This window comes from Aminobacter anthyllidis (genome assembly GCF_018555685.1).
Taxonomy (GTDB): Bacteria; Pseudomonadota; Alphaproteobacteria; order Rhizobiales; family Rhizobiaceae; genus Aminobacter; species Aminobacter anthyllidis.
Window position 1 is genome coordinate 444978 of sequence record NZ_JAFLWW010000006.1, and the last position, 18228, is coordinate 463205.

The following is an 18228-nucleotide window of genomic DNA, read 5'->3' on the forward strand; positions in this document are numbered from 1 at the left end:
ATCACGCCGCCTTGTAGCGAACGGTGTCGAAGCGCGCGCCGAGCGCATCGTAGAGCAGGAGCCGGCCGACAAGCGGTTCGCCGATGCCGGTGATCAGCTTGATTGCCTCCATCGCCTGCAAGGTTCCCATGACCCCGGTCAGCGCGCCGAGCACGCCGGCCTGCGCACAAGACGGCACCAGCCCCGCCGGCGGCGGCTCGGGAAACAGGTCGCGATAGGAAGGATTCCTGCGGCCTTCGGCATTGCTCTCGAACGGCTTCAGCACGGTGATCGAGCCGTCGAAGCGTCCGACCGCGGCATGCACCAGCGGCCGCTTCACCTCGGCGGCGGCATCGGCCACGGCATAACGCGTCTCGAAATTGTCGGAGCCGTCGATCACCAGGTCGTAGCCTGAGATCAGCGCGCCAGCGTTGTCGGCTGTCAGCCTGAGCTTGTGCAACTCGACCCTCACGTGCGGGTTGATGCGGACGATTGTCGCCTTTGCGCTCTCCGCCTTGGAGAGGCCGACCGATTCGGTGGCGTGGATCACCTGGCGCTGCAGATTGGATAGCGACACGTGGTCGTCGTCGACGATGCCGAGCGTGCCGACGCCGGCGGCGGCGAGATACTCCAGCACCGGCGCGCCGAGTCCGCCGGCACCGATCACAAGCACGCGCGCGCGCTTCAGCTTCTGCTGACCCGGCCCGCCGATCTCCGGCAGCACGATGTGGCGCGCGTAGCGCTCGAGTTCTTCCGGGGAGAGGGGGGCTGCCTGGTTCATGGCGCAAGCATATCGCTGCGAAATCGGCTTGTCAGTCCGGTAGCGGCGCGATCTATCAGTCCAGGCCATCCTGCAAGGCCGTGGCCCGCACGCTGCCGTGGTCGACGGTCAAAAACTGCGCCCGTCCGACAAGGCTCGAAAACAGGCTCGCCTCGGTGCCGGTCATGAAGGCCTGGCAGTTCAGCTCTTCGAGGATCGAAAACAGCGCCGCCCGGCGCCCGGCATCGAGATGGGCGGCGATCTCGTCGAGCAAGAGGATGGGCGCGGCGCCCGCCATCTCGCCGGTGAGGCGCGCATGCGAAATCACGATGCCGACCAGCAACGCCTTCTGCTCGCCGGTCGAGCACAGCTCCGCCGGCATGGATTTCGGCTTGTGGCGCACGACGAGGTCGGAGCGGTGCGGGCCTTCGAGCGTGCGTCCCGCCGCGCGGTCGCGCTCGCGCCCGCCGGCGAGCGCCTGGCGGAACCGTTCTTCCAGCTCCACCGCCGGCATGTCGCCGATGCTCTGTTCGAGCGTGCCCGCCAGGCTGAGCTCGGCCTGCGGAAAGGGCCCGGTCTCCGGCATCCGCCCGATCATCGCGGTGAGCAGGCGCACCATCTCGACGCGGGCGGCCGCGATTGCGGCACCTGTCTCGGCCATCTGGATCTCGATCGCGTCGAACCAGGCATTGTCGCGGCGGTCCTCGGCAAGCAGCCGGTTGCGGCCGCGCATCGCCTTTTCGTAGTCGAGGGCGCGCTGGCCGTGCGCCGGATCGATCGCTAGCACCAGCCGGTCGAGAAACCGCCTGCGGTCGCCGGCCGGTCCGGTGAACAGCGCGTCCATCGACGGCGTCAGCCAGACCACGCGCAGCCATTCGAGCATGTCGTCGGCCCTGGCGTTGGCGCCGTTGATGCGCACCCGCCGTCCTGCCTCGCCCATGGCTTCAGGCGCGGTGCCCGTGCCGATCTCGACCTCGCCGAATGGTGCTTCGATGCCGGCATGTACGGCAAAGCTGCCGGCGCTGCCCTCGCGCGCAACGTCGGGATAAGGCGCCCGGCGCAAGCCGCGTCCCGGCGTCAGGAAGGAAATGGCTTCGAGCAGGTTGGTCTTGCCAGCACCGTTCTCGCCGGTGAACACCACCGCGCCCGGCCTGAGGTCGAGCGAAAGCGAGCTGTAATTGCGGAAGTCCGTAAGCGTTAGCTTACTGATATGCGTCGGGGGGATGCGTTTCCGCGTCTCCCCCGTATCTGGCTCTTGCACCGGCGTGCGCGCTACACGCGCATCGGCATCAGCACGTAGAGAGCGTTCTCGTCGGCTGTGTCATGGATGAGCGTGGGCGAACCGGCGTCCGCCAGCATGAAGCGGGCTTCGCTGCCCTTGAGCTGGGCGGCGACGTCGAGCAGGTACTTGGCGTTGAAGCCGATCTCGATCGGGTCCGACGAATAGTCGGCGGCGAGTTCTTCGACGGCACTGCCCGAATCGGGGTTGTTGACGGCAAGCGTCACCAGCCCGTCGGCGATCGACAGCTTGACCGCGCGGCCGCGCTCCGACGAGATCGTCGACACGCGGTCGACGGCGGCGGCAAAGCTCTGGCGGTCGATGATCAGCTGCTTGTCGTTGCCGCTCGGAATGACGCGCTGGTAGTCGGGGAAGGTACCGTCGATCAGCTTCGAGGTCAGGATGACGCCGCCGATGGTCAGCCGCATCTTTGTGTCGGAGATTTCGGTGGTCACCGCGACATCCGGGTCGTCGATCAGCTTCTGCAGCTCGGACACGGTCTTGCGCGGGATGATGATGCCCGGCATGCCTTCGGAACCCGCCGGCGCCTCGACCTCGGCACGCGCTAGGCGGTGGCCGTCGGTGGCGACAGCGCGCAGCATCAGCTTGCCGCCGCTCTCATGCGTGTGCAGGTAGATGCCATTGAGATAATAGCGCGTCTCTTCGGTCGAGATGGCGAACTGGGTCTTGTCGATCAGGCCCTTGAGCGCATTGGCCTCGAGCCGGAAGATATGGGAAAACGTGCCGGCCGAAAGCTCGGGGAAGTCAGACTGCGGCAGGCATTGCAGGCGGAAGCTCGAACGGCCCGACACCACCGACATGGCGTTGCCGTCCTCGTCGGTCTTCAGCATCACCTCAGCGCCGTCGGGCAGCTTGCGCACGATGTCGTAGAGCAGGTGCGCCGGAACGGTGGTGGCGCCGCCTTGCTCGACATTCGCAGGCGTTGCTTCCGAAATCTCGAGATCGAGGTCGGTTGCCTTCAGTTCGAGGCTCGCGCCATTGGCCTGCAAAAGCACGTTGGACAGGATCGGAATCGTGTTCCGCCGTTCGACCACGCGGTGCACGTGGTTCAGCGACTTCAACAGGTTGGAGCGTTCCAGGATAACACGCATGACGAAACAGGCTCGCTTCTTTTGAAGGTGCGGGTTCGCGGGCTCGAATGCGCCCGGGAAAGCCCGCAACACGATCGGAATTGTGCTGAGTCTGACAGTAAAAACACTGGAAAGGCAAGCCCGCGCAGCGACTCCAAGGCCGTTGCACGGGCGTTCTGGGGATAAGTCTCAGGCGTCAAACTGTCGCCTGCGCCGACAAACCATCAGGCCTGGTCGTTGATCAGCCTTCTCAGCAGTTCGAGCTCCTGGGCAAGCGTGTTGTCGCCGCCCGAAAGGTCCTCGATCTTGCGCACCGCATGCAGCACCGTGGTGTGGTCGCGGCCGCCGAAACGCCGGCCGATCTCCGGCAGCGAGCGTGGCGTCATCACCTTGGCCAGATACATCGCGATCTGGCGCGGCTTGACGATGGTGCGGGTGCGGCGGTTCGACAGAAGCTCCGTCTTCGACACGTTGTAGTGGCGGGCAACGATGCGCTGGATGTCTTCGATGCGCACGCGCTTGGGCTCGCCCGAGCGGTAGATGTGGCCGAGGATCTCGTCGATGCGCTCGATCGATAGCTGCGGTTCAAACGACTGGCGGAAGATCAGCTGGTTGAAGGCGCCTTCAAGCTCGCGGCCCGAGCCGGTCACGGTGCGGGCGACATGGGTGAGGATCTCCTCGTCCATGGCCAGGCTGGGGTCTTCGTTCTTGGCACCCGCAAAGCGCAGCTTGAGCATGCCAAGGCGCATGCCGAAATCAGGCGCCGACATTTCGAGCGCGACACCGCCGTTGAGGCGCGAACGCACGCGCGGCTCGAGCGATTCCAGTTCCGCCGGCGGACGGTCGGCGGCAACCACCACCTGCTTGGCCGAGTCGAGCAGCATGTTGATGAGATGGCAGAACTCGTGCTGGATCGACTTGCCCTGCAGGAACTGCATGTCATCGATGATCAGAAGGTCGATGTCACGCAGCTGTTCCTTGAGCGTCAGCGCGTTGTTGTCGCGGATCGCCGTCGCAAAGCGCCACATGAAGTATTCGGCGGTCAGGTAGACGACGCGCGACTTCGGGTTCTGGCGCAGCGACTCGGCTGCGATCGCCTGCAATAGGTGCGTCTTGCCGAGACCAACGGTGGCATGGAGGAACAGCGGGTTGAAGCGCGAGTTCGATTCCGCCACCGCACGCGCCGCGGCGAGCGCCACGCGGTTGGAAGGGCCTTCGACGAAGGACTGGAAGGTATAGCGCGGGTCGAGCGGCGAGCCGAGCACGCTCTGCTTGAACTCCTGGTCCGCCGTGCCGTTGCGGGTGGGGGCGGGGCGTTCGGCAGTGCGTCCGGCAGCAGCCGTGCTGGTGGCAAGGGCGGTCTGCGTCGTCTGGCGCAGCGGCTTGCGCAGCGTTGCCTCGGTCTCCACGCCGGGGCGCGCCATGCGGGTCGCCGTGCGGATGATGATTTCGAGCTTCAGCAGCTCCGGCTCTTCCTGCCGCCACAACTCGGAAATGAGGTCGAGATAATGGCTGTTGATCCAGGAACGCAGGAAAGCCGTCGGCACCGAAAGGCGCACCACGCCTTTGGATGTTTCCGCGAGCTTCATGCGGCCAAACCAGCTGGAGAAGACCTCGCTGCCCAGGCGAACCTGGAGCTGCGTCTTGACGCGGTCAAAATTCTTCTCTGCGGCGCTGGTTGCTGCCACTGCATTGCCCTCGATCAGTTCGCCGGTAAAAAGAAAGCCCGCATTTGCTTCCCTTTCGATGCCGCTTTGCATTGTTTGCAATCCCTAACCTTCGGTCCTCGTTGCCGTATGGAGGCGCGCCGCTCGCGTCTCCACCGGTATATGTTCATTCGGGATGCTTGCCGTTTCCGGCTGAGCCCCAATAACCTTCCCCTAGCGCCACGCAGCGCTTTCGGAAGGCCAGTGCCGCGGGGGCCGCAGCACCAGGCAAATGCGTAGCCATCCGGCGAAATCGCCGGTGCGATGCAAAGTCACCATGCCGTGTATCCCCACACGCCCCAAGTATACTTCGAAGTGGGCATACCTCCCCCGGACGCGGATTCCATCCACGCCGAGAACGCCGCCGATTTTTTGGCTTTGCAGAGGGCTTGCTGCCCGTCCCTTCGATAAAAAGACCTTACAAAAATCGCTGTGGACAGGGCAAGGCCGAGTCTAACCCGTTTTTAATGAATCTGCTTACCTCGGCTCCGGATTCAAAGCTTGCCGGCACCCCTCAAAGGGACAAAGCCGTTGTGATTCAAACCCTTTTCCGGGGATCGAAAAAAAGCGCAGGCCGTCCGAAATAATTATAAAAGAATCCGCTTGACACCAACTTGTCCCCCGAGGCTCAGGGGTAGCTTGAACAACCTGTGGATGACTGTGTGTAAGTATATGAAATTACAGGGGAAATTCTGACACGGTGAGTCTGGTTGTAGGGCTACTTCTAACAGTTGTAGTTATCAGAATAGCCGCATATGCCGGCAAAATTTCGACCCCCTGGAGACCCTGCTCAGGTGGCCCTTGGGACGGCTTTTTCGGCCCCATGCCGGCAAAAGAAAAACCCGGCTGGTGAGGCCGGGTTGATCAGAAATCCAATTTCTTGCAGGGCTTAGGCGGAAAGTGCCTTGAGCCGCTGTGCCAGACGCGAAACCTTGCGCGAGGCGGTGTTCTTGTGCAGCACGCCCTTGGTGGCGGCGCGCATCAGTTCCGGCTGGGCGGCGTTGAAGGCGGCTTCTGCCTTTGCCTTGTCGCCCGAGGCCAGTGCCTCTTCGACCTGGCGGACATAAGTCCGGACGCGCGAGCGGCGGTTCTTGTTGACCGCTGCGCGGCGGGCGATCTTACGCGTTGCCTTCTTGGCCGAGGAGGTATTGGCCATGGTGCCTCTCTTTGATCTCTAGGTGGGCGCAACGCGGGTATCCGCAGAGCGCAAAAATAAATCGGGCGTCCCTGGGGGCGCCTCAGTTGGTGCGGCTTATAGTTCAGCTTCTTGCCAACGTCAACGCGATTCAGGTCAGCGGTTGCGGAAATTCGCAGTCCTTTTCTCGGCAAAGGCGGCCATGCCTTCCTTCTGGTCGTCGAGCGAGAACATCGAATGAAATACCCGGCGCTCGAAGCGCAAGCCTTCGGCAAGCGTTACTTCGTAAGAGCGATTGACGGCTTCCTTGCACATCATGACTGCCGGAAGCGAGAAGTCGGCGATCTTGGCTGCTGCCTTCATCGCTTCTTCCATCAGGTCGGCCGCGGGCACGACTCGCGAGACGAGACCGGAGCGCTCGGCTTCGGCCGCATCCATCATTCGGCCGGTCAGGCACATGTCCATTGCCTTCGACTTGCCAACGAAACGGGTGAGTCGCTGCGAACCTCCCATGCCGGGCATGACGCCAAGCGTGATCTCGGGCTGGCCGAACTTCGCCGAGTCGGCGGCGATGATGAAGTCGCACATCATGGCGAGCTCGCAGCCGCCGCCCAGCGCGTAGCCGGCGACAGCGGCGATCATCGGCTTGCGATTGCGGGCAAAAGCCTCCCAGCCGGAGAAGAAGTCTTCCATGTAGGCGTCGACATAGGACTTGGCCTGCATCTCCTTGATGTCGGCACCGGCCGCGAAGGCCTTTTCCGAGCCGGTGATGACGATGGCGCCTATGGCCTGGTCGGCTTCGAAGGTGCCGGTTGCGGCAAGCAGTTCGGCCAGCACCTGGGAATTCAGGGCATTGAGTGCCTTCGGGCGGTTGAGCGTGATCAGCCCGACCTTGCCGCGTGTTTCCACGATGATCGTTTCATAGGCCATCTCCGGCTCTCCCTCTCTCGCAGCGTCACCAATGAGGCTTTGCTCTAGCTCAGCGCTGGCACTGGCGGCAATAGAAGGTTGAGCGCCCGCTCTGCACGATACGCTCGATATGGCCCGCACAGCCGCTGTGCGGGCAAGGTTCGCCCTCGCGGTCATAGACCGAGAAGGAGTGTTGGAAGTAGCCGAGCGAGCCGTCGGTGTGGACGTAATCGCGCAGCGAAGACCCGCCCGCGGCGATCGCATCGGCGATCACTTCCCGCACGGACGTTGCAAGCAGCGTTGCCCGCTCCCGCGCGACCTTGCCGGTGCCGGAGATGGTGCCGGCTGCACGCGTGGGCGAAAGCCCGGCGCGCCACAGCGCTTCCGCGACATAGATATTGCCAAGACCTGCGATCAGCCGCTGGTCGAGCAGAGCTGCCTTGAGCGGTGTCTTCTTGCCTGCGAACAACTGGGCCAGGAGTTCGCCGTCGAGCGTATTGCCGGTCGGCTCGACGCCAAGGCCCTGCAGCATCGGATGCTCGGTGCCGTTGCGCTCGGCAAACAGCATGAAGCCAAACCGCCTGGGGTCGTTGAAGACGACGCGCGCCGGCACGCCCTTGGCATCGGCGACGTGAAAGACGACGTGATCGTGGGTTTCCGACTTCGATCGCTCGTGATGGAAGCTGCCAGGGGCGGCTGCGTCGTCGTCGGTTTCGACGCGGAACGAGCCGGACATGCCGAGATGGCAGATCAGCAGCGGCGCGTCCTCGACGTCGGCGATCAGATATTTGGCGCGGCGGCCAAGCGAGGTGATCTTCCTGCCGGCAAGGCGTTCGCCGAACTGCTCGGGGAAGGGGTAGCGCAGATTGGGCCGCCGGGTCTCGACGCGCTCGATGCGCGCGCCTTCGAGCACCGGCTGCAGTCCGCGCCGCACGGTTTCGACTTCGGGCAATTCAGGCATGGGGGGCGATCGTTTCGAGGAAGGAGGTGCCGTGGCGCCCGGGCGCCAGGCTGAGATGCTGGGCCACCGTCTCGCCGATGTCGGCGAATGTCGGCCTGAGCCCAATATCGCCGCCGGAAAAGCCCTGGGCGATGCCGATCACCGGAATGCGCTCGCGTGTATGGTCGGTGCCGGGCCAGGTCGGGTCGTTGCCGTGGTCGGCGGTCAGGATGAGCAGGTCGCCCGGCTTAAGCCGCGCGAATGCTTCCGGCAGGCGCCTGTCGAAGGCTTCGAGTGCTGCGGCATAGCCCGGCACGTCGCGGCGATGGCCGAACTCGGTGTCGAAGTCGACGAAATTGGCGAACACAAGGTCGCCGTCCTGGGCATCGTCCATGGCGCCGAGCGCCTTGTCGAACATCGCCATGTTGCCGACGCCCTTGCGGATTTCGCTGATGCCGCGATGGGCAAAAATGTCACCGATCTTGCCGATGCCGATGACCTTGCTGCCGCGCGTCGTGAGCCGGTCGAGCAGCGTGGCCTCGGGTGGCGGGGTGGCATAGTCGCGGCGGTTGGGCGTGCGCTGGAACGTCGCCTTGTTCTCGCCCAGGAAGGGGCGGGCAATCACCCTGCCGATCTTCAGCGGGTCGACGAGGCGGCGAACGACCTGGCACAGCTCGTAGAGCCGCTCCAGCCCGAAGTGTTCTTCATGCGCGGCGATCTGCAGTACCGAATCCACCGAGGTGTAGCAGATCGGCTTGCCGGTCCTGATGTGCTCCTCGCCGAAGCGCTCGATGATCTCGACGCCGCCGGCGTGGCAGTCGCCCAATATGCCTGGCACCTTGCCTTCGCGGATGATGGCTGCGGTCAGCGATGCTGGGAAGGTCGGGACTGCTTGCGGAAAATAGCCCCAATCGAAGGTCACCGGCAGTGCGGCGATTTCCCAATGGCCGGACGGTGTGTCCTTGCCGCTCGAGATTTCCTGGGCAGCACCATGAAAGGCACCGGCGCGTAGCGGCTTGTCGCCGGCGAATTCGAAGCCGGTTGCCACTTTCGCCGCGCGGCCCAGTCCGAGCGATGCCATGTTGGGCACGTCAAGCGCGCCGGAGCGCAGGCCTTCGCGGTCGCCACGACCTTCGGCGCAGGCGCTCGCGATATGCCCGAAGGTATCCGATCCGACGTCACCGAAGCGCGCGGCGTCCGCCGCGCCGCCTATGCCGAAGGAATCCAGGACGAACAGGAATGCACGCGCCATCTACAAGGGGTTCTCGGTTGCCAGTCTGCCAGACATAGGATCAGTCGCCGGCATTGGCAATTATCCCGCCGCAAGGCAGCTGACAGGGGCGCCATACAGGGGAGGCTGCTCAGCAGTCGGAGCAGGGTATCGACTGGCTCATGCGTGGGCGCAGGTAATAGGTCTCGGACATCGAGATACCGTCGAATGCGGCAGCAAGGCCTAGAGCCGGCTTGGACTCCGCCGCCCAGGTGATGACGGGCTTGTACTCGAGATCGCTTTTGACGCGGATCAGGAAGGTGCCCTTGATCTTTAGTGCAGCAGGCACGGTCGTGGGAGCCTCTTTTGGTGCATCCACAGAGGCCACGCCATTTACAAGCTTGCGCGACCACACCACCTTGACTTTGGGCGTCGCCTCGTCGGTGATCTCGATCGCGGTGATCACGATCTTGCCGACGCTGCGATTGTAGGGCTGCAGGATCGATTCGCCGATCTTCATGATCGCATCGATTTCGCTTTTTTTGATCGTCTGCTGCTGGGTGACCAGGTCGGCGACCATCGAGCCGACACGGCTGACCTTCTTGTTGGTCTCGATCCCTTGCGAAACCTCCATTGTCACGAAGTAGAGCGACAACAGCAGCGGCGCGATGATGGCGAATTCGATGGCGGCAACACCGCGTTTATCGCCGACCAGCGCGCGCGTGCAAGACTGCCAGCGCTCCAGCATGGATCGTGCTCCCGCGCAGAAAGACATGTTGCCCCTTCTTCCCATGCCACGGCTTTCGAAGCCGATCGGTCCACTCAGTCGTTAAACGGTTCGTTCTGCCAGGTAACGGTCGCGTATTGCAAAGTCTTGCCGTCCTTGAGGTTCGACATCGACGCCCGCATGAAGTCGGTGATGACAGGCCATCTATAAAAAACCTGCAGCATGTTCTTGGACATCGACGGTCCCGGGGTGACAGCGAAGCCCGTCGTGTCGATATCTTTGTCGCTGGTCAGCTTGACCTTGACCTTTGCCGCATCGGCAAAAGTCGGATAGCTGCGCAGATCGACGACCAGTTCGGGGCAACCCTTGGCAACAAGGACCTCCAGCTTGTCGCAGATCATCTTTTCCAGCGCGACCTTCGTAATGGCGGCCGCCCTGACTTGACCGGTGCGCAGCTGCCGGGCGACTTCGTCGGCGGCGTTGGCCAATACCTGCTGGCCGGCGAAGGCAATGCAGCTTTCCAGAATGGCAAAGACCAGCAACGAGAACGGGATCGCCAGTACGGCGAACTCGATCGCCGTACTGCCGCTCTGGTTACGCATGAACCGGGCAAGGAAGCTTGGCTTGGTTCCGTTCACGTCATTGCTTTCTGCAACCGCTGCTGCGCTCATGTCCCGACCGCTTCTTGTGGTTCGCGTCGACGTATAAGGGAAAGCTGTTGAAGTCCGGTTTGAATGATCCGGAAAATTGCGCGGACCCGGTTTACTGGCCGCTAACCATAGCTGGCAGGTTCAAACGCCAACCTATTGGCTGGCGTTCATTTCGCTCTCGGACATCCGCTCTGCGTCGCTCTTGTAGGAGCTCTCGCAATAGGGCGTGCATGAAAGCGTCTGGACCTCCGAACGCCGGTAGATACGGACGGACGAGGCATCGTGGCGGATGACGGTCACCTGCTCGTCGACGATCGGGCTTCCGTCGGCATCGAGCACGACGAGGTTGGTGACGCCAAAACCCTTGCCGGTGAGCACGATGGTCGAGGCATCCTGTATCGCAGCGTCGGCGATCGCCGAGTTGCCGACCACGATAGTGTCGGCCGGGCGGGTGAGCCGCACGATTTTGGCCTGGTTCATCGTCACTTCGATGCCCGCGCCTGCATATACATGCGTCGCAGTGGCGAACGATGCCAGCCAGGTGCAGGCTCCCAGGACATAAAGGTTTGGCTTGGCCATGATAGGCGCCCCCTCGGCGGCTGTCGGTGTCGGTCAACTGTTCAATGGAAGATGAACGACTTTGGTGAACCAACGGTTAAGCGCCGTACCTGGACAACCTTGGGGCGAAAGTGACGCTGTGTTGGCTCGTTCGAATGCCTGTGCAGCTGCCACGAAAATCCGCAGTTCCGGCACGGCTGCATCGCCGACATTTGTCCGGTTCTGCTTAGTCTGCGATTAACCACACGGGGCCAAGTCACGGCGAAAGGATTCGGTAAGGCTATTTCTTAAGTCGATTGAAAGAGCTCCCCGCTAGGTTGCAGTCATCCGATCGACGACAAAGAAATGTTGGCGGAAGTGCTGTAACACGGAGCAAGGAGCTTTCAATGTCTAACCTCATCGCACGTTTTGTGAAGGACGAGTCCGGCGCGACCGCTATCGAATACGGTCTGATCGCCACCCTTATCGCGCTCGCAATCATCGTCTCTGCCGGCGCGGTTGGCACCAACCTTAACACTCGATTTGAAGAAATCAGAGACGCACTGATAGCACCGGCGCCGTGATCATGGATTGACGCCCACGTCGATGTAGTTTCGGCAGGGTAAGCGAAAGGCCACTCACGAGTGGCCTTTTTGCATTTGTAGAACGTCTACCTTCGACAGAACTTCATTCAAGCTTAATTCAGCTGTCGTATGCTGAGTCGAGAACCTAACTTGGACGCGTGGCGATGCTAGAAGCGCTGATCTTTGTCGTTTTTCCTTTCTGCATGGTGTTTTCGGCTGTCTCCGATACCTTGTCGATGACCATCGCCAATCGGGTGCCGTTGCTGCTGCTCGGCGTATTCCTCGTGGTCGCTCCGCTGACCGGTATGGCCTGGACGGATATCGGCATACATCTGGCCGCTGGTGTCCTGTTGTTGGCTGTCACCTTCGCGTTGTTCGCGTTTGGCGGGATGGGCGGGGGTGACGCCAAGCTGATCGCGGCTACCGGGGTCTGGATGGGGTTCGGAATGCCGTTGATGCAGTATCTTCTCACCTCGGCGGTCCTTGGTGGCCTGTTGACGCTTGCGATCCTGTATTTCCGCAGCTCCGCACTGTCTCACATCACCGGGCAGAACATGTTTCTCAGGAATTTTTCCAAGGATGCGGACGGCGTGCCTTACGGTATCGCGCTCGGCCTTGGCGGGCTTGTCACATTTCCCGCGTCGCCGCTGGTGGTCTGGGCGGTCGAGCGCCTGGCAGCCCAATAGCTGCATGACCAGCAGGCCCGCGTAAGAAACAATTAATCACGCTCGTAAGGACTACATTAACCATAAGTTGACGATTGCCTATGCAAAGTCCGGCTTGGCTTGATGGGGTGCCAGGGCGAGGTTTCGGACAAATGGCTGCATCGCGACTGATGATACTGGGCGTGGCGGTCGCTGCCGCAGGCGGCGCCGGCTTCGTCGCAAAGAACATGTCGGCACCGCCGCCGGCCGAGGTCATTGTCGAATCCGGCCCGCAGCAGCCACAGATTGCCCTGACAGATGTCCTGGTGTTGACCGGCGACGTGCCGATGGGCGGTGCCGTCGAAAACAACATCGCCTGGCAGCCTTGGCCCAGCGACGGCGTCAACCCCAATTTCATTACGCGAAATGCCGAGCCCGAAGCGCTTGAGAAATTCAAGGCCTCGGTAGCTCGCCTCGCCATGTACAGCGGCGAGCCGCTGCGCAAATCCAAGCTGATCGGCGAAGGCCAGAGTTTCATGTCCGCCGTCCTGCCGGCCGGAATGCGCGCGGTAGCCACCACCATCTCCGCCGACACGTCAGCCGGTGGTTTCATCCTGCCCAACGACTATGTCGACGTCATCATGACGCGACGGGCCGATGCGTCGAAGTCCGGCGGCGGCTTCACCACCGAAACCATCCTCAGCAACATCCGGGTGCTGGCCATCGACCAGGCCATTCAGGAAGACGAGGAAGGCAAGAAGGTCAAGGTGGGCGAAACGGCGACGCTCGAACTTACGCCCCAGCAGGCCGAGATCATCACCGTGGCGCAACAGATGGCCGACAGGCTGACGCTGGCACTGCGCTCTGTCGCCGATACACAGGAAAAGAACCTCGCCGAAGCCGACTATCTGGTTTCGGGTTCCGGCAAGCGCGGCACCGTGCGGCTCATCAAATCCGGTGAGATTTCTGAATCGGGAGCAAGGAAATGAGATCCTGCGTCAGCTTCCTGGCGACTGCCACCGCTGCTCTCGCCATTTTGGCCGCAGGGGCTGTCGTTCCCGATCTCGCCCCGGTCTCCGCCGCTTCACGGGCACAGGTCAGTTCGAGCACCGCCAACATCCAGCGTGTCAAGCTCGGGCTCAACAAGTCGGTGGTCATCGACCTGCCGAGCGACGCCTATGACATCCTTGTCGCCAACCCGACAGTCGCCGATGCCGTCACCCGCACGGCGCGGCGCATCTACCTGTTCGGCAAGGCAGTGGGTGAAACCAACATCTTCGTCTTTGGCCCCAATGGCGAGCAGATCGTCAGCCTCGATCTCGCTGTCGAGCGCGACGTCGCCGGCCTCGAGGACTACATCAAGCGCTTCATTCCCGGCGCCGACATCAAGGTCGAGTTGCTGAACGACAACGTCGTGCTGACCGGCACCGTCGACACCCCGCTCGATGCCAAGCGCGCGGTCGACCTGGCGACGATCTTCGTCACCGGCGGTGAGGCGACGACGGGACAGTACTCGCAAACCGCTACTGGTGGATCCGAAAACGGCGGCGTCGACATCAACAACCCCGACCAGACGCGCCAGAAGAGCAAGATCGTCAACCTGCTCCAGATCATGGGCGATGATCAGGTGACATTGAAGGTCACGGTGGCTGAAGTCAGCCGTACTGTCATGAAGCAGCTTGGCGTCAATTTGATCGCGGGCGGCAACGCCAATGGCATCAGCTGGGGAGCTATCGGAGAGAATTCTTTCGGTCTCGGCAAGCCGCTGTCGTCAGGCGGCTTCTCGGTCGGTACCGACATGCTCAAGGCCTATGTCAACGCCATGGAGCAGGCTGGTGTCATGAAGACGCTGGCCGAGCCGACATTGACGGCTGTCTCGGGCCAGCAGGCCACCTTTAAGGTGGGTGGAGAATTCAATCTTGTAAGCGGCCGCAAAATCGATGCGGACACTGGCGAAGTCATCTACGACATCGAAAAGCTGGAATACGGGATCGGACTTGAGTTTCAGCCGGTGGTACTGTCTCCCGGCCGTATCAGCCTCAAAGTTCGCACGCAGGTCTCCGAACCGACTACTGAAGGGTCTGTGCAGCTTGAAGCGGGGGGCAAGCTTCCGGGCACTAATCTTCTTTCCATTCGTAAGCGCTTGGCAGACACGACGGTCGAACTGCCCTCTGGCGGCTCGATGATGATCGCCGGCCTGGTCCGCGACGATGTCAGGCAGGCCGTCAACGGCATGCCTGGCCTGTCCAAGATTCCGGTGCTTGGTACCCTGTTCCGCAGCCGCGACTTCGTACGCAACGAAACCGAGCTGGTCATCCTGGTCACGCCCTACCTGACCCGTCCGGTCGCGCGCAACGAACTCGCCAAGCCAGATGACAATTTCAACGCCGCCAGCGATGGCGCCGGCATGTTCCTTGGCCGAGTCAACCGTGTCTACGGCACCATGAAAACCGACAAGCCTATGGGCCGTTACCACGGCGTCGTCGGCTTCATCTACAAATGAGCGGGGGTAGGGGCATGTCTCAGGCAATCGTCACGCGCAGCGCCGACCGCAACCGGTTGAAGAGGTCGCGCATTTTCCGTCCGCTACTTGCCGTTGCCGCAGTTGCCCTCTTGGCCGGCTGCGCCAACCGCGACAGCGTCACGGTCGGTTCGATCCCCGATGACTACCGTACCAATCATCCGATCGTGATTGCCGAAAAGAACCAGACCATCGACATCCCTGTTGGTGCGAGCGATCGTGGCATTACCAAGGGGCAGAAGGTAACCTTCGAAGGGTTCCTGCAGAATTACGATCGCCAAGCAGCGCCCGCGCTGACGATCATGGCGCCATCAGGCGGAGCCAACGATGTCGCGGCCACACATGCGGCGCGCGGTCTGATGAACATCGCGATGAAGGCGGGCGTTCCGAAGAATCGTATCGCCATCACCAGCTATCAGGCGGAATATCCCGAAGCGTCTTCGCCGATCCGCGCTACATATTCGGCGATGCGGGCACAGACCGGCCGTTGTGGCAGCTGGCCCGAAGACATCGCCAATACCACCGACAACAAACACTACGCCAATTTCGGCTGCTCCTATCAGAACAATCTCGCCGCACAGATTGCCAACCCGGCTGACCTGCTCGGGCCGCGCAAGCAGACAGAGATCGATGCCGAGAATCGTAATGTGGTGATCGATCAGTATCGAAAGCCGCCGGCCGTTTGGAATCCGGAAACGTTCTATTGATGGGTAGGGGCAGTCCGACATGAGCAATCTCGCCTACGATTCCCCGCCCGATGGTGCCGAGCTGTCGCAGCAGGACCTTGATGTCATGCAGACATTGAGACCCGTGCCGCGCATTTCGATCCAGGCGTTCTGCGAGACCGACAGTGTCGCTGGGCCGATCGGCCGCGCCGGCGAGGACCGCCGCATGGCCAAGGCCCATCTCCAGGTCCATATGGGCGGCATCGAAACGGCCATCGAAGTCTACAGCGGCGCCCCAACGCCCAACCTGATCATCATCGAATCGCGCGGCGAACCCAAGAGCCTGCTCGAGACGCTGCATAGGCTGTCTGAACATTGCGACCCGAGTTCCAAGGTCGTGGTCATCGGCCACTACAACGATGTCGCGCTCTACCGCGAGCTGATCCGCACGGGCATCTCGGAATATGTCGTGGCGCCCGTATCGACCGCCGACGTCGTCAGCGTCATCTCCTCGATTTTCGTCGATCCCGACGCCGAACCGATCGGCCGCTCGATTGCCTTCGTCGGCGCCAAGGGCGGCGTGGGTTCGTCCACCATCGCCCACAATGTTGCTTGGGCGATGTCGAGCCTGTTCAAGTCGGAGGTTATCGTCGCCGACCTTGATCTGGCTTTCGGCACCGCCAATATCAACTTCGACCAGGACCCCGCTCAAGGTATCGCCGAGGCGGTATTCGCGCCCGAACGTGTCGACGAGGTCTATCTTGACCGCTTGCTGGCGCAGTGCGCCGAACACCTGTCCCTGCTTGCGGCACCGTCGACACTGGAGCGCGTCTACGACTTTGATGCCGAGGCGTTCACGTTGATCATCGATACGGCGCAGCGCAGCTCGCCGATGCTTGTGCTCGATGTTCCCCATATCTGGAGCGGCTGGAGCAAGAACACGCTGCTCCGTGCCGATGAAGTGGTCATCACCGCCACGCCGGAGCTGGCAAACCTGCGCAACACCAAGAACATGGTCGACATGCTGAAGCGGCTTCGGCCCAACGATCCGCCGCCGCGGCTGATCCTCAATCAGGCTGGTGTGCCCAAGCGCCCCGAAATCACTGCCAAGGACTTCTCCGAGCCGCTCGGGATCACGCCGTTGGCGATCATCCCGTTCGACCCGCTGCTGTTCGGCAATGCCGCCAACAATGGACGCATGCTTGGCGAGATGGATGCCAAGAACGCGGTCGTCCAGACGATCAACGAGATCGCCCATGTTCTGACCGGTAGGTCCGAGGCCAAGGCCAGGAAGGCGTCCGCGCTCGGTGGAATTCTCAATCGGCTGAAAGCCCGCAAGAAGTGATGCCAATGCGGCGGAGGTGTTAGTCGATCATGTTTGGCAGGAGAGGCAACGACGACGGTAATCGCCCCACGCCGGGGTTCCGCCCGCTCGCAACAACGCCACCGCCCGCAGCGCCACAGGCCGGCGACACACTGGTTGCCCCGCGCCCGGCGACACCTTCGCCGTCCGCGCCGGCAGCCGCACCGCGCCGCACCTTCGAGTCGTCGCCTTCCTTTGCGCCCGAGCCACGCAAGGCGCAGCGCGAGCGCAGCGAAAGCTACTACGACACCAAGAGCCAGGTGTTTTCGGCGCTGATCGACACCATCGATCTGTCGCAGCTCGCCAAGCTCGACCCTGACAGCGCGCGCGAGGAAATCCGCGACATCGTCAACGACATCATCGCGATCAAGAACTTCGCGATGTCGATCTCCGAGCAGGAAGAGCTGCTTGAGGACATCTGCAACGACGTGCTGGGCTACGGCCCGCTCGAGCCTTTGCTGGCGCGCGACGACATCGCCGACATCATGGTCAACGGCGCCAAGCACGTCTACATCGAAGTCAACGGCAAGGTGGAGCAGACCGGCATCCGCTTCCGCGACAATCAGCAGTTGCTCAACATCTGCCAGCGTATCGTCAGCCAGGTCGGCCGCCGGGTCGACGAATCCTCCCCGATCTGCGATGCGCGCCTGCCCGACGGCTCCCGCGTCAACGTCATTGCGCCGCCGCTGTCGATCGATGGCGCCGCTCTCACCATCCGCAAGTTCAAGAAGGACAAGCTGACGCTAGACCAGCTCGTCAAGTTTGGCGCGATCTCGCAGCATGGCGCCGATGTGCTGAAGATCATCGGGCGTGTCCGCTGCAACATCATCATCTCCGGCGGTACCGGCTCGGGCAAGACGACGCTGCTCAATTGCCTGACCAACTACATCGACCGCGACGAGCGCGTCATCACCTGCGAGGACTCTGCCGAACTGCAACTGCAGCAGCCGCATGTCGTCCGTCTCGAAACGCGCCCGCCCAACCTAGAAGGCGAGGGCGAGGTGACGATGCGCGACCTCGTCAAGAACTGCCTGCGCATGCGTCCCGAGCGCATCATCGTCGGCGAAGTGCGCGGACCAGAGGTCTTCGATCTGCTCCAGGCGATGAACACCGGCCATGACGGCTCGATGGGCACCATCCACTCCAACAGCCCGCGCGAATGCCTCAACCGTATCGAAGCGATGATCGCCATGGGTGGGTATTCGCTGCCGCAAAAGACCGTGCGCGAGATCGTTGTCGGCTCTGTCGATGTCATCATCCAGGCAGCGCGTCTGCGTGACGGTTCGCGCCGCATCACCCACATCACCGAGGTGATCGGCATGGAAGGCGACGTTATCATCACCCAGGATCTGGTGCTCTACAACATCAAGGGCGAGGACCAGAATGGTCGGCTGATTGGCCAGCATGTCTCCACCGGTATCGGACGGCCGCATTTCTGGGATCGCGCGAAGTACTATGGTGAGGAGGCGCGCCTCGCGACTGCTCTCGAAGCCATGGAAAAGGCATCTGACTGACATGCATAAGATGA

The 18228-nt window shown here is 62.2% G+C and carries 18 protein-coding genes; 7 read left to right on the forward strand and 11 right to left on the reverse strand.

What is annotated here, in order from left to right; translation table 11 throughout:
* Position 1: 1 nt before the first annotated feature.
* The 11 genes from J1C56_RS22355 to J1C56_RS22405 form a co-directional block, all read right to left on the reverse strand.
* A complete protein-coding gene (locus J1C56_RS22355; RefSeq protein ID WP_214392254.1) occupies positions 2–760 on the reverse strand; it encodes a molybdopterin-synthase adenylyltransferase MoeB in 759 nt (252 codons plus the stop codon).
* A 55-nt stretch (positions 761–815) separates the two neighbouring features.
* Complete coding sequence (recF, locus tag J1C56_RS22360) at positions 816–1964, reverse strand: DNA replication/repair protein RecF (protein WP_214392378.1); 1149 nt, start codon at positions 1962–1964, stop codon at positions 816–818.
* 47 nt (positions 1965–2011) lie between these two features.
* Positions 2012–3130 carry a DNA polymerase III subunit beta gene (dnaN, locus tag J1C56_RS22365; RefSeq protein ID WP_214392255.1) on the reverse strand — a complete coding sequence of 373 codons (1119 nt, stop codon included), beginning with the start codon at positions 3128–3130 and terminating at the stop codon, positions 2012–2014.
* A 203-nt stretch (positions 3131–3333) separates the two neighbouring features.
* Entirely contained in the window at positions 3334–4869 is a 1536-nt protein-coding gene (gene dnaA, locus J1C56_RS22370; protein ID WP_214392256.1) for a chromosomal replication initiator protein DnaA, read from the reverse strand.
* Between the two features lie 835 nt (positions 4870–5704).
* Positions 5705–5971 carry a 30S ribosomal protein S20 gene (gene rpsT / locus J1C56_RS22375; protein ID WP_067965745.1) on the reverse strand — a complete coding sequence of 89 codons (267 nt, stop codon included), beginning with the start codon at positions 5969–5971 and terminating at the stop codon, positions 5705–5707.
* A gap of 135 nt (positions 5972–6106) precedes the next feature.
* Entirely contained in the window at positions 6107–6880 is a 774-nt protein-coding gene (locus J1C56_RS22380) for an enoyl-CoA hydratase (protein WP_214392257.1), read from the reverse strand.
* A gap of 49 nt (positions 6881–6929) precedes the next feature.
* On the reverse strand, positions 6930–7820 hold the full coding sequence (gene mutM / locus J1C56_RS22385) for a bifunctional DNA-formamidopyrimidine glycosylase/DNA-(apurinic or apyrimidinic site) lyase (protein ID WP_214392258.1): 891 nt from the start codon (positions 7818–7820) through the stop codon (positions 6930–6932).
* Positions 7813–9051 (reverse strand): phosphopentomutase, encoded by a 1239-nt coding sequence (locus tag J1C56_RS22390; protein WP_214392259.1) that lies wholly within the window; start codon positions 9049–9051, stop codon positions 7813–7815. The genes mutM and J1C56_RS22390 overlap by 8 nt, the downstream gene beginning before the upstream one ends.
* A 109-nt stretch (positions 9052–9160) precedes the next feature.
* On the reverse strand, positions 9161–9757 hold the full coding sequence (locus J1C56_RS22395) for a TadE/TadG family type IV pilus assembly protein (RefSeq protein WP_246591708.1): 597 nt from the start codon (positions 9755–9757) through the stop codon (positions 9161–9163).
* A 74-nt stretch (positions 9758–9831) separates the two neighbouring features.
* Entirely contained in the window at positions 9832–10374 is a 543-nt protein-coding gene (locus J1C56_RS22400; protein WP_420797423.1) for a TadE/TadG family type IV pilus assembly protein, read from the reverse strand.
* 165 nt (positions 10375–10539) lie between these two features.
* Positions 10540–10965 (reverse strand): pilus assembly protein N-terminal domain-containing protein, encoded by a 426-nt coding sequence (locus tag J1C56_RS22405; RefSeq protein WP_246591710.1) that lies wholly within the window; start codon positions 10963–10965, stop codon positions 10540–10542.
* Between the two features lie 365 nt (positions 10966–11330).
* On the opposite strand from J1C56_RS22405, the gene J1C56_RS22410 reads away from it, so the two are divergent.
* The 7 genes from J1C56_RS22410 to J1C56_RS22440 all read left to right on the forward strand — a co-directional run bounded on the left by J1C56_RS22410 (position 11331) and on the right by J1C56_RS22440 (position 18214).
* On the forward strand, positions 11331–11507 hold the full coding sequence (locus J1C56_RS22410; RefSeq protein ID WP_214392262.1) for a Flp family type IVb pilin: 177 nt from the start codon (positions 11331–11333) through the stop codon (positions 11505–11507).
* 164 nt (positions 11508–11671) lie between these two features.
* Positions 11672–12193: an A24 family peptidase gene (locus tag J1C56_RS22415; protein WP_214392263.1), complete on the forward strand. Its 522-nt coding sequence runs from the start codon at positions 11672–11674 to the stop codon at positions 12191–12193.
* A 131-nt stretch (positions 12194–12324) separates the two neighbouring features.
* Complete coding sequence (gene cpaB, locus J1C56_RS22420; protein ID WP_214392264.1) at positions 12325–13140, forward strand: Flp pilus assembly protein CpaB; 816 nt, start codon at positions 12325–12327, stop codon at positions 13138–13140.
* Complete coding sequence (locus tag J1C56_RS22425) at positions 13137–14654, forward strand: type II and III secretion system protein family protein (RefSeq protein ID WP_214392265.1); 1518 nt, start codon at positions 13137–13139, stop codon at positions 14652–14654. Before cpaB ends, J1C56_RS22425 begins: the two co-directional genes overlap by 4 nt.
* Before the next feature lie 14 nt (positions 14655–14668).
* Complete coding sequence (locus tag J1C56_RS22430; RefSeq protein ID WP_246591712.1) at positions 14669–15379, forward strand: CpaD family pilus assembly protein; 711 nt, start codon at positions 14669–14671, stop codon at positions 15377–15379.
* Positions 15380–15398: 19 nt separating this feature from the next.
* On the forward strand, positions 15399–16682 hold the full coding sequence (locus tag J1C56_RS22435) for a CpaE/TadZ family protein (RefSeq protein WP_214392267.1): 1284 nt from the start codon (positions 15399–15401) through the stop codon (positions 16680–16682).
* A 29-nt stretch (positions 16683–16711) separates the two neighbouring features.
* Complete coding sequence (locus J1C56_RS22440; protein ID WP_214392268.1) at positions 16712–18214, forward strand: TadA family conjugal transfer-associated ATPase; 1503 nt, start codon at positions 16712–16714, stop codon at positions 18212–18214.
* Positions 18215–18228 lie beyond the last annotated feature (14 nt).

Coding starts and splice junctions, on each gene's coding strand:
- J1C56_RS22415 (WP_214392263.1), top strand. CDS start 11,672: ATGCTAGAAGCGCTGATCTTTGTCGTTTTTCCTTTCTGCATGGTGTTT.
- rpsT (WP_067965745.1), bottom strand. CDS start 5,971: ATGGCCAATACCTCCTCGGCCAAGAAGGCAACGCGTAAGATCGCCCGC.
- dnaN (WP_214392255.1), bottom strand. CDS start 3,130: ATGCGTGTTATCCTGGAACGCTCCAACCTGTTGAAGTCGCTGAACCAC.
- J1C56_RS22425 (WP_214392265.1), top strand. CDS start 13,137: ATGAGATCCTGCGTCAGCTTCCTGGCGACTGCCACCGCTGCTCTCGCC.
- J1C56_RS22390 (WP_214392259.1), bottom strand. CDS start 9,051: ATGGCGCGTGCATTCCTGTTCGTCCTGGATTCCTTCGGCATAGGCGGC.
- J1C56_RS22435 (WP_214392267.1), top strand. CDS start 15,399: ATGAGCAATCTCGCCTACGATTCCCCGCCCGATGGTGCCGAGCTGTCG.
- J1C56_RS22430 (WP_246591712.1), top strand. CDS start 14,669: ATGTCTCAGGCAATCGTCACGCGCAGCGCCGACCGCAACCGGTTGAAG.
- mutM (WP_214392258.1), bottom strand. CDS start 7,820: ATGCCTGAATTGCCCGAAGTCGAAACCGTGCGGCGCGGACTGCAGCCG.
- dnaA (WP_214392256.1), bottom strand. CDS start 4,869: ATGCAAAGCGGCATCGAAAGGGAAGCAAATGCGGGCTTTCTTTTTACC.
- J1C56_RS22380 (WP_214392257.1), bottom strand. CDS start 6,880: ATGGCCTATGAAACGATCATCGTGGAAACACGCGGCAAGGTCGGGCTG.
- cpaB (WP_214392264.1), top strand. CDS start 12,325: ATGGCTGCATCGCGACTGATGATACTGGGCGTGGCGGTCGCTGCCGCA.
- J1C56_RS22355 (WP_214392254.1), bottom strand. CDS start 760: ATGAACCAGGCAGCCCCCCTCTCCCCGGAAGAACTCGAGCGCTACGCG.
- J1C56_RS22395 (WP_246591708.1), bottom strand. CDS start 9,757: ATGCTGGAGCGCTGGCAGTCTTGCACGCGCGCGCTGGTCGGCGATAAA.
- J1C56_RS22440 (WP_214392268.1), top strand. CDS start 16,712: ATGTTTGGCAGGAGAGGCAACGACGACGGTAATCGCCCCACGCCGGGG.
- J1C56_RS22410 (WP_214392262.1), top strand. CDS start 11,331: ATGTCTAACCTCATCGCACGTTTTGTGAAGGACGAGTCCGGCGCGACC.
- J1C56_RS22405 (WP_246591710.1), bottom strand. CDS start 10,965: ATGGCCAAGCCAAACCTTTATGTCCTGGGAGCCTGCACCTGGCTGGCA.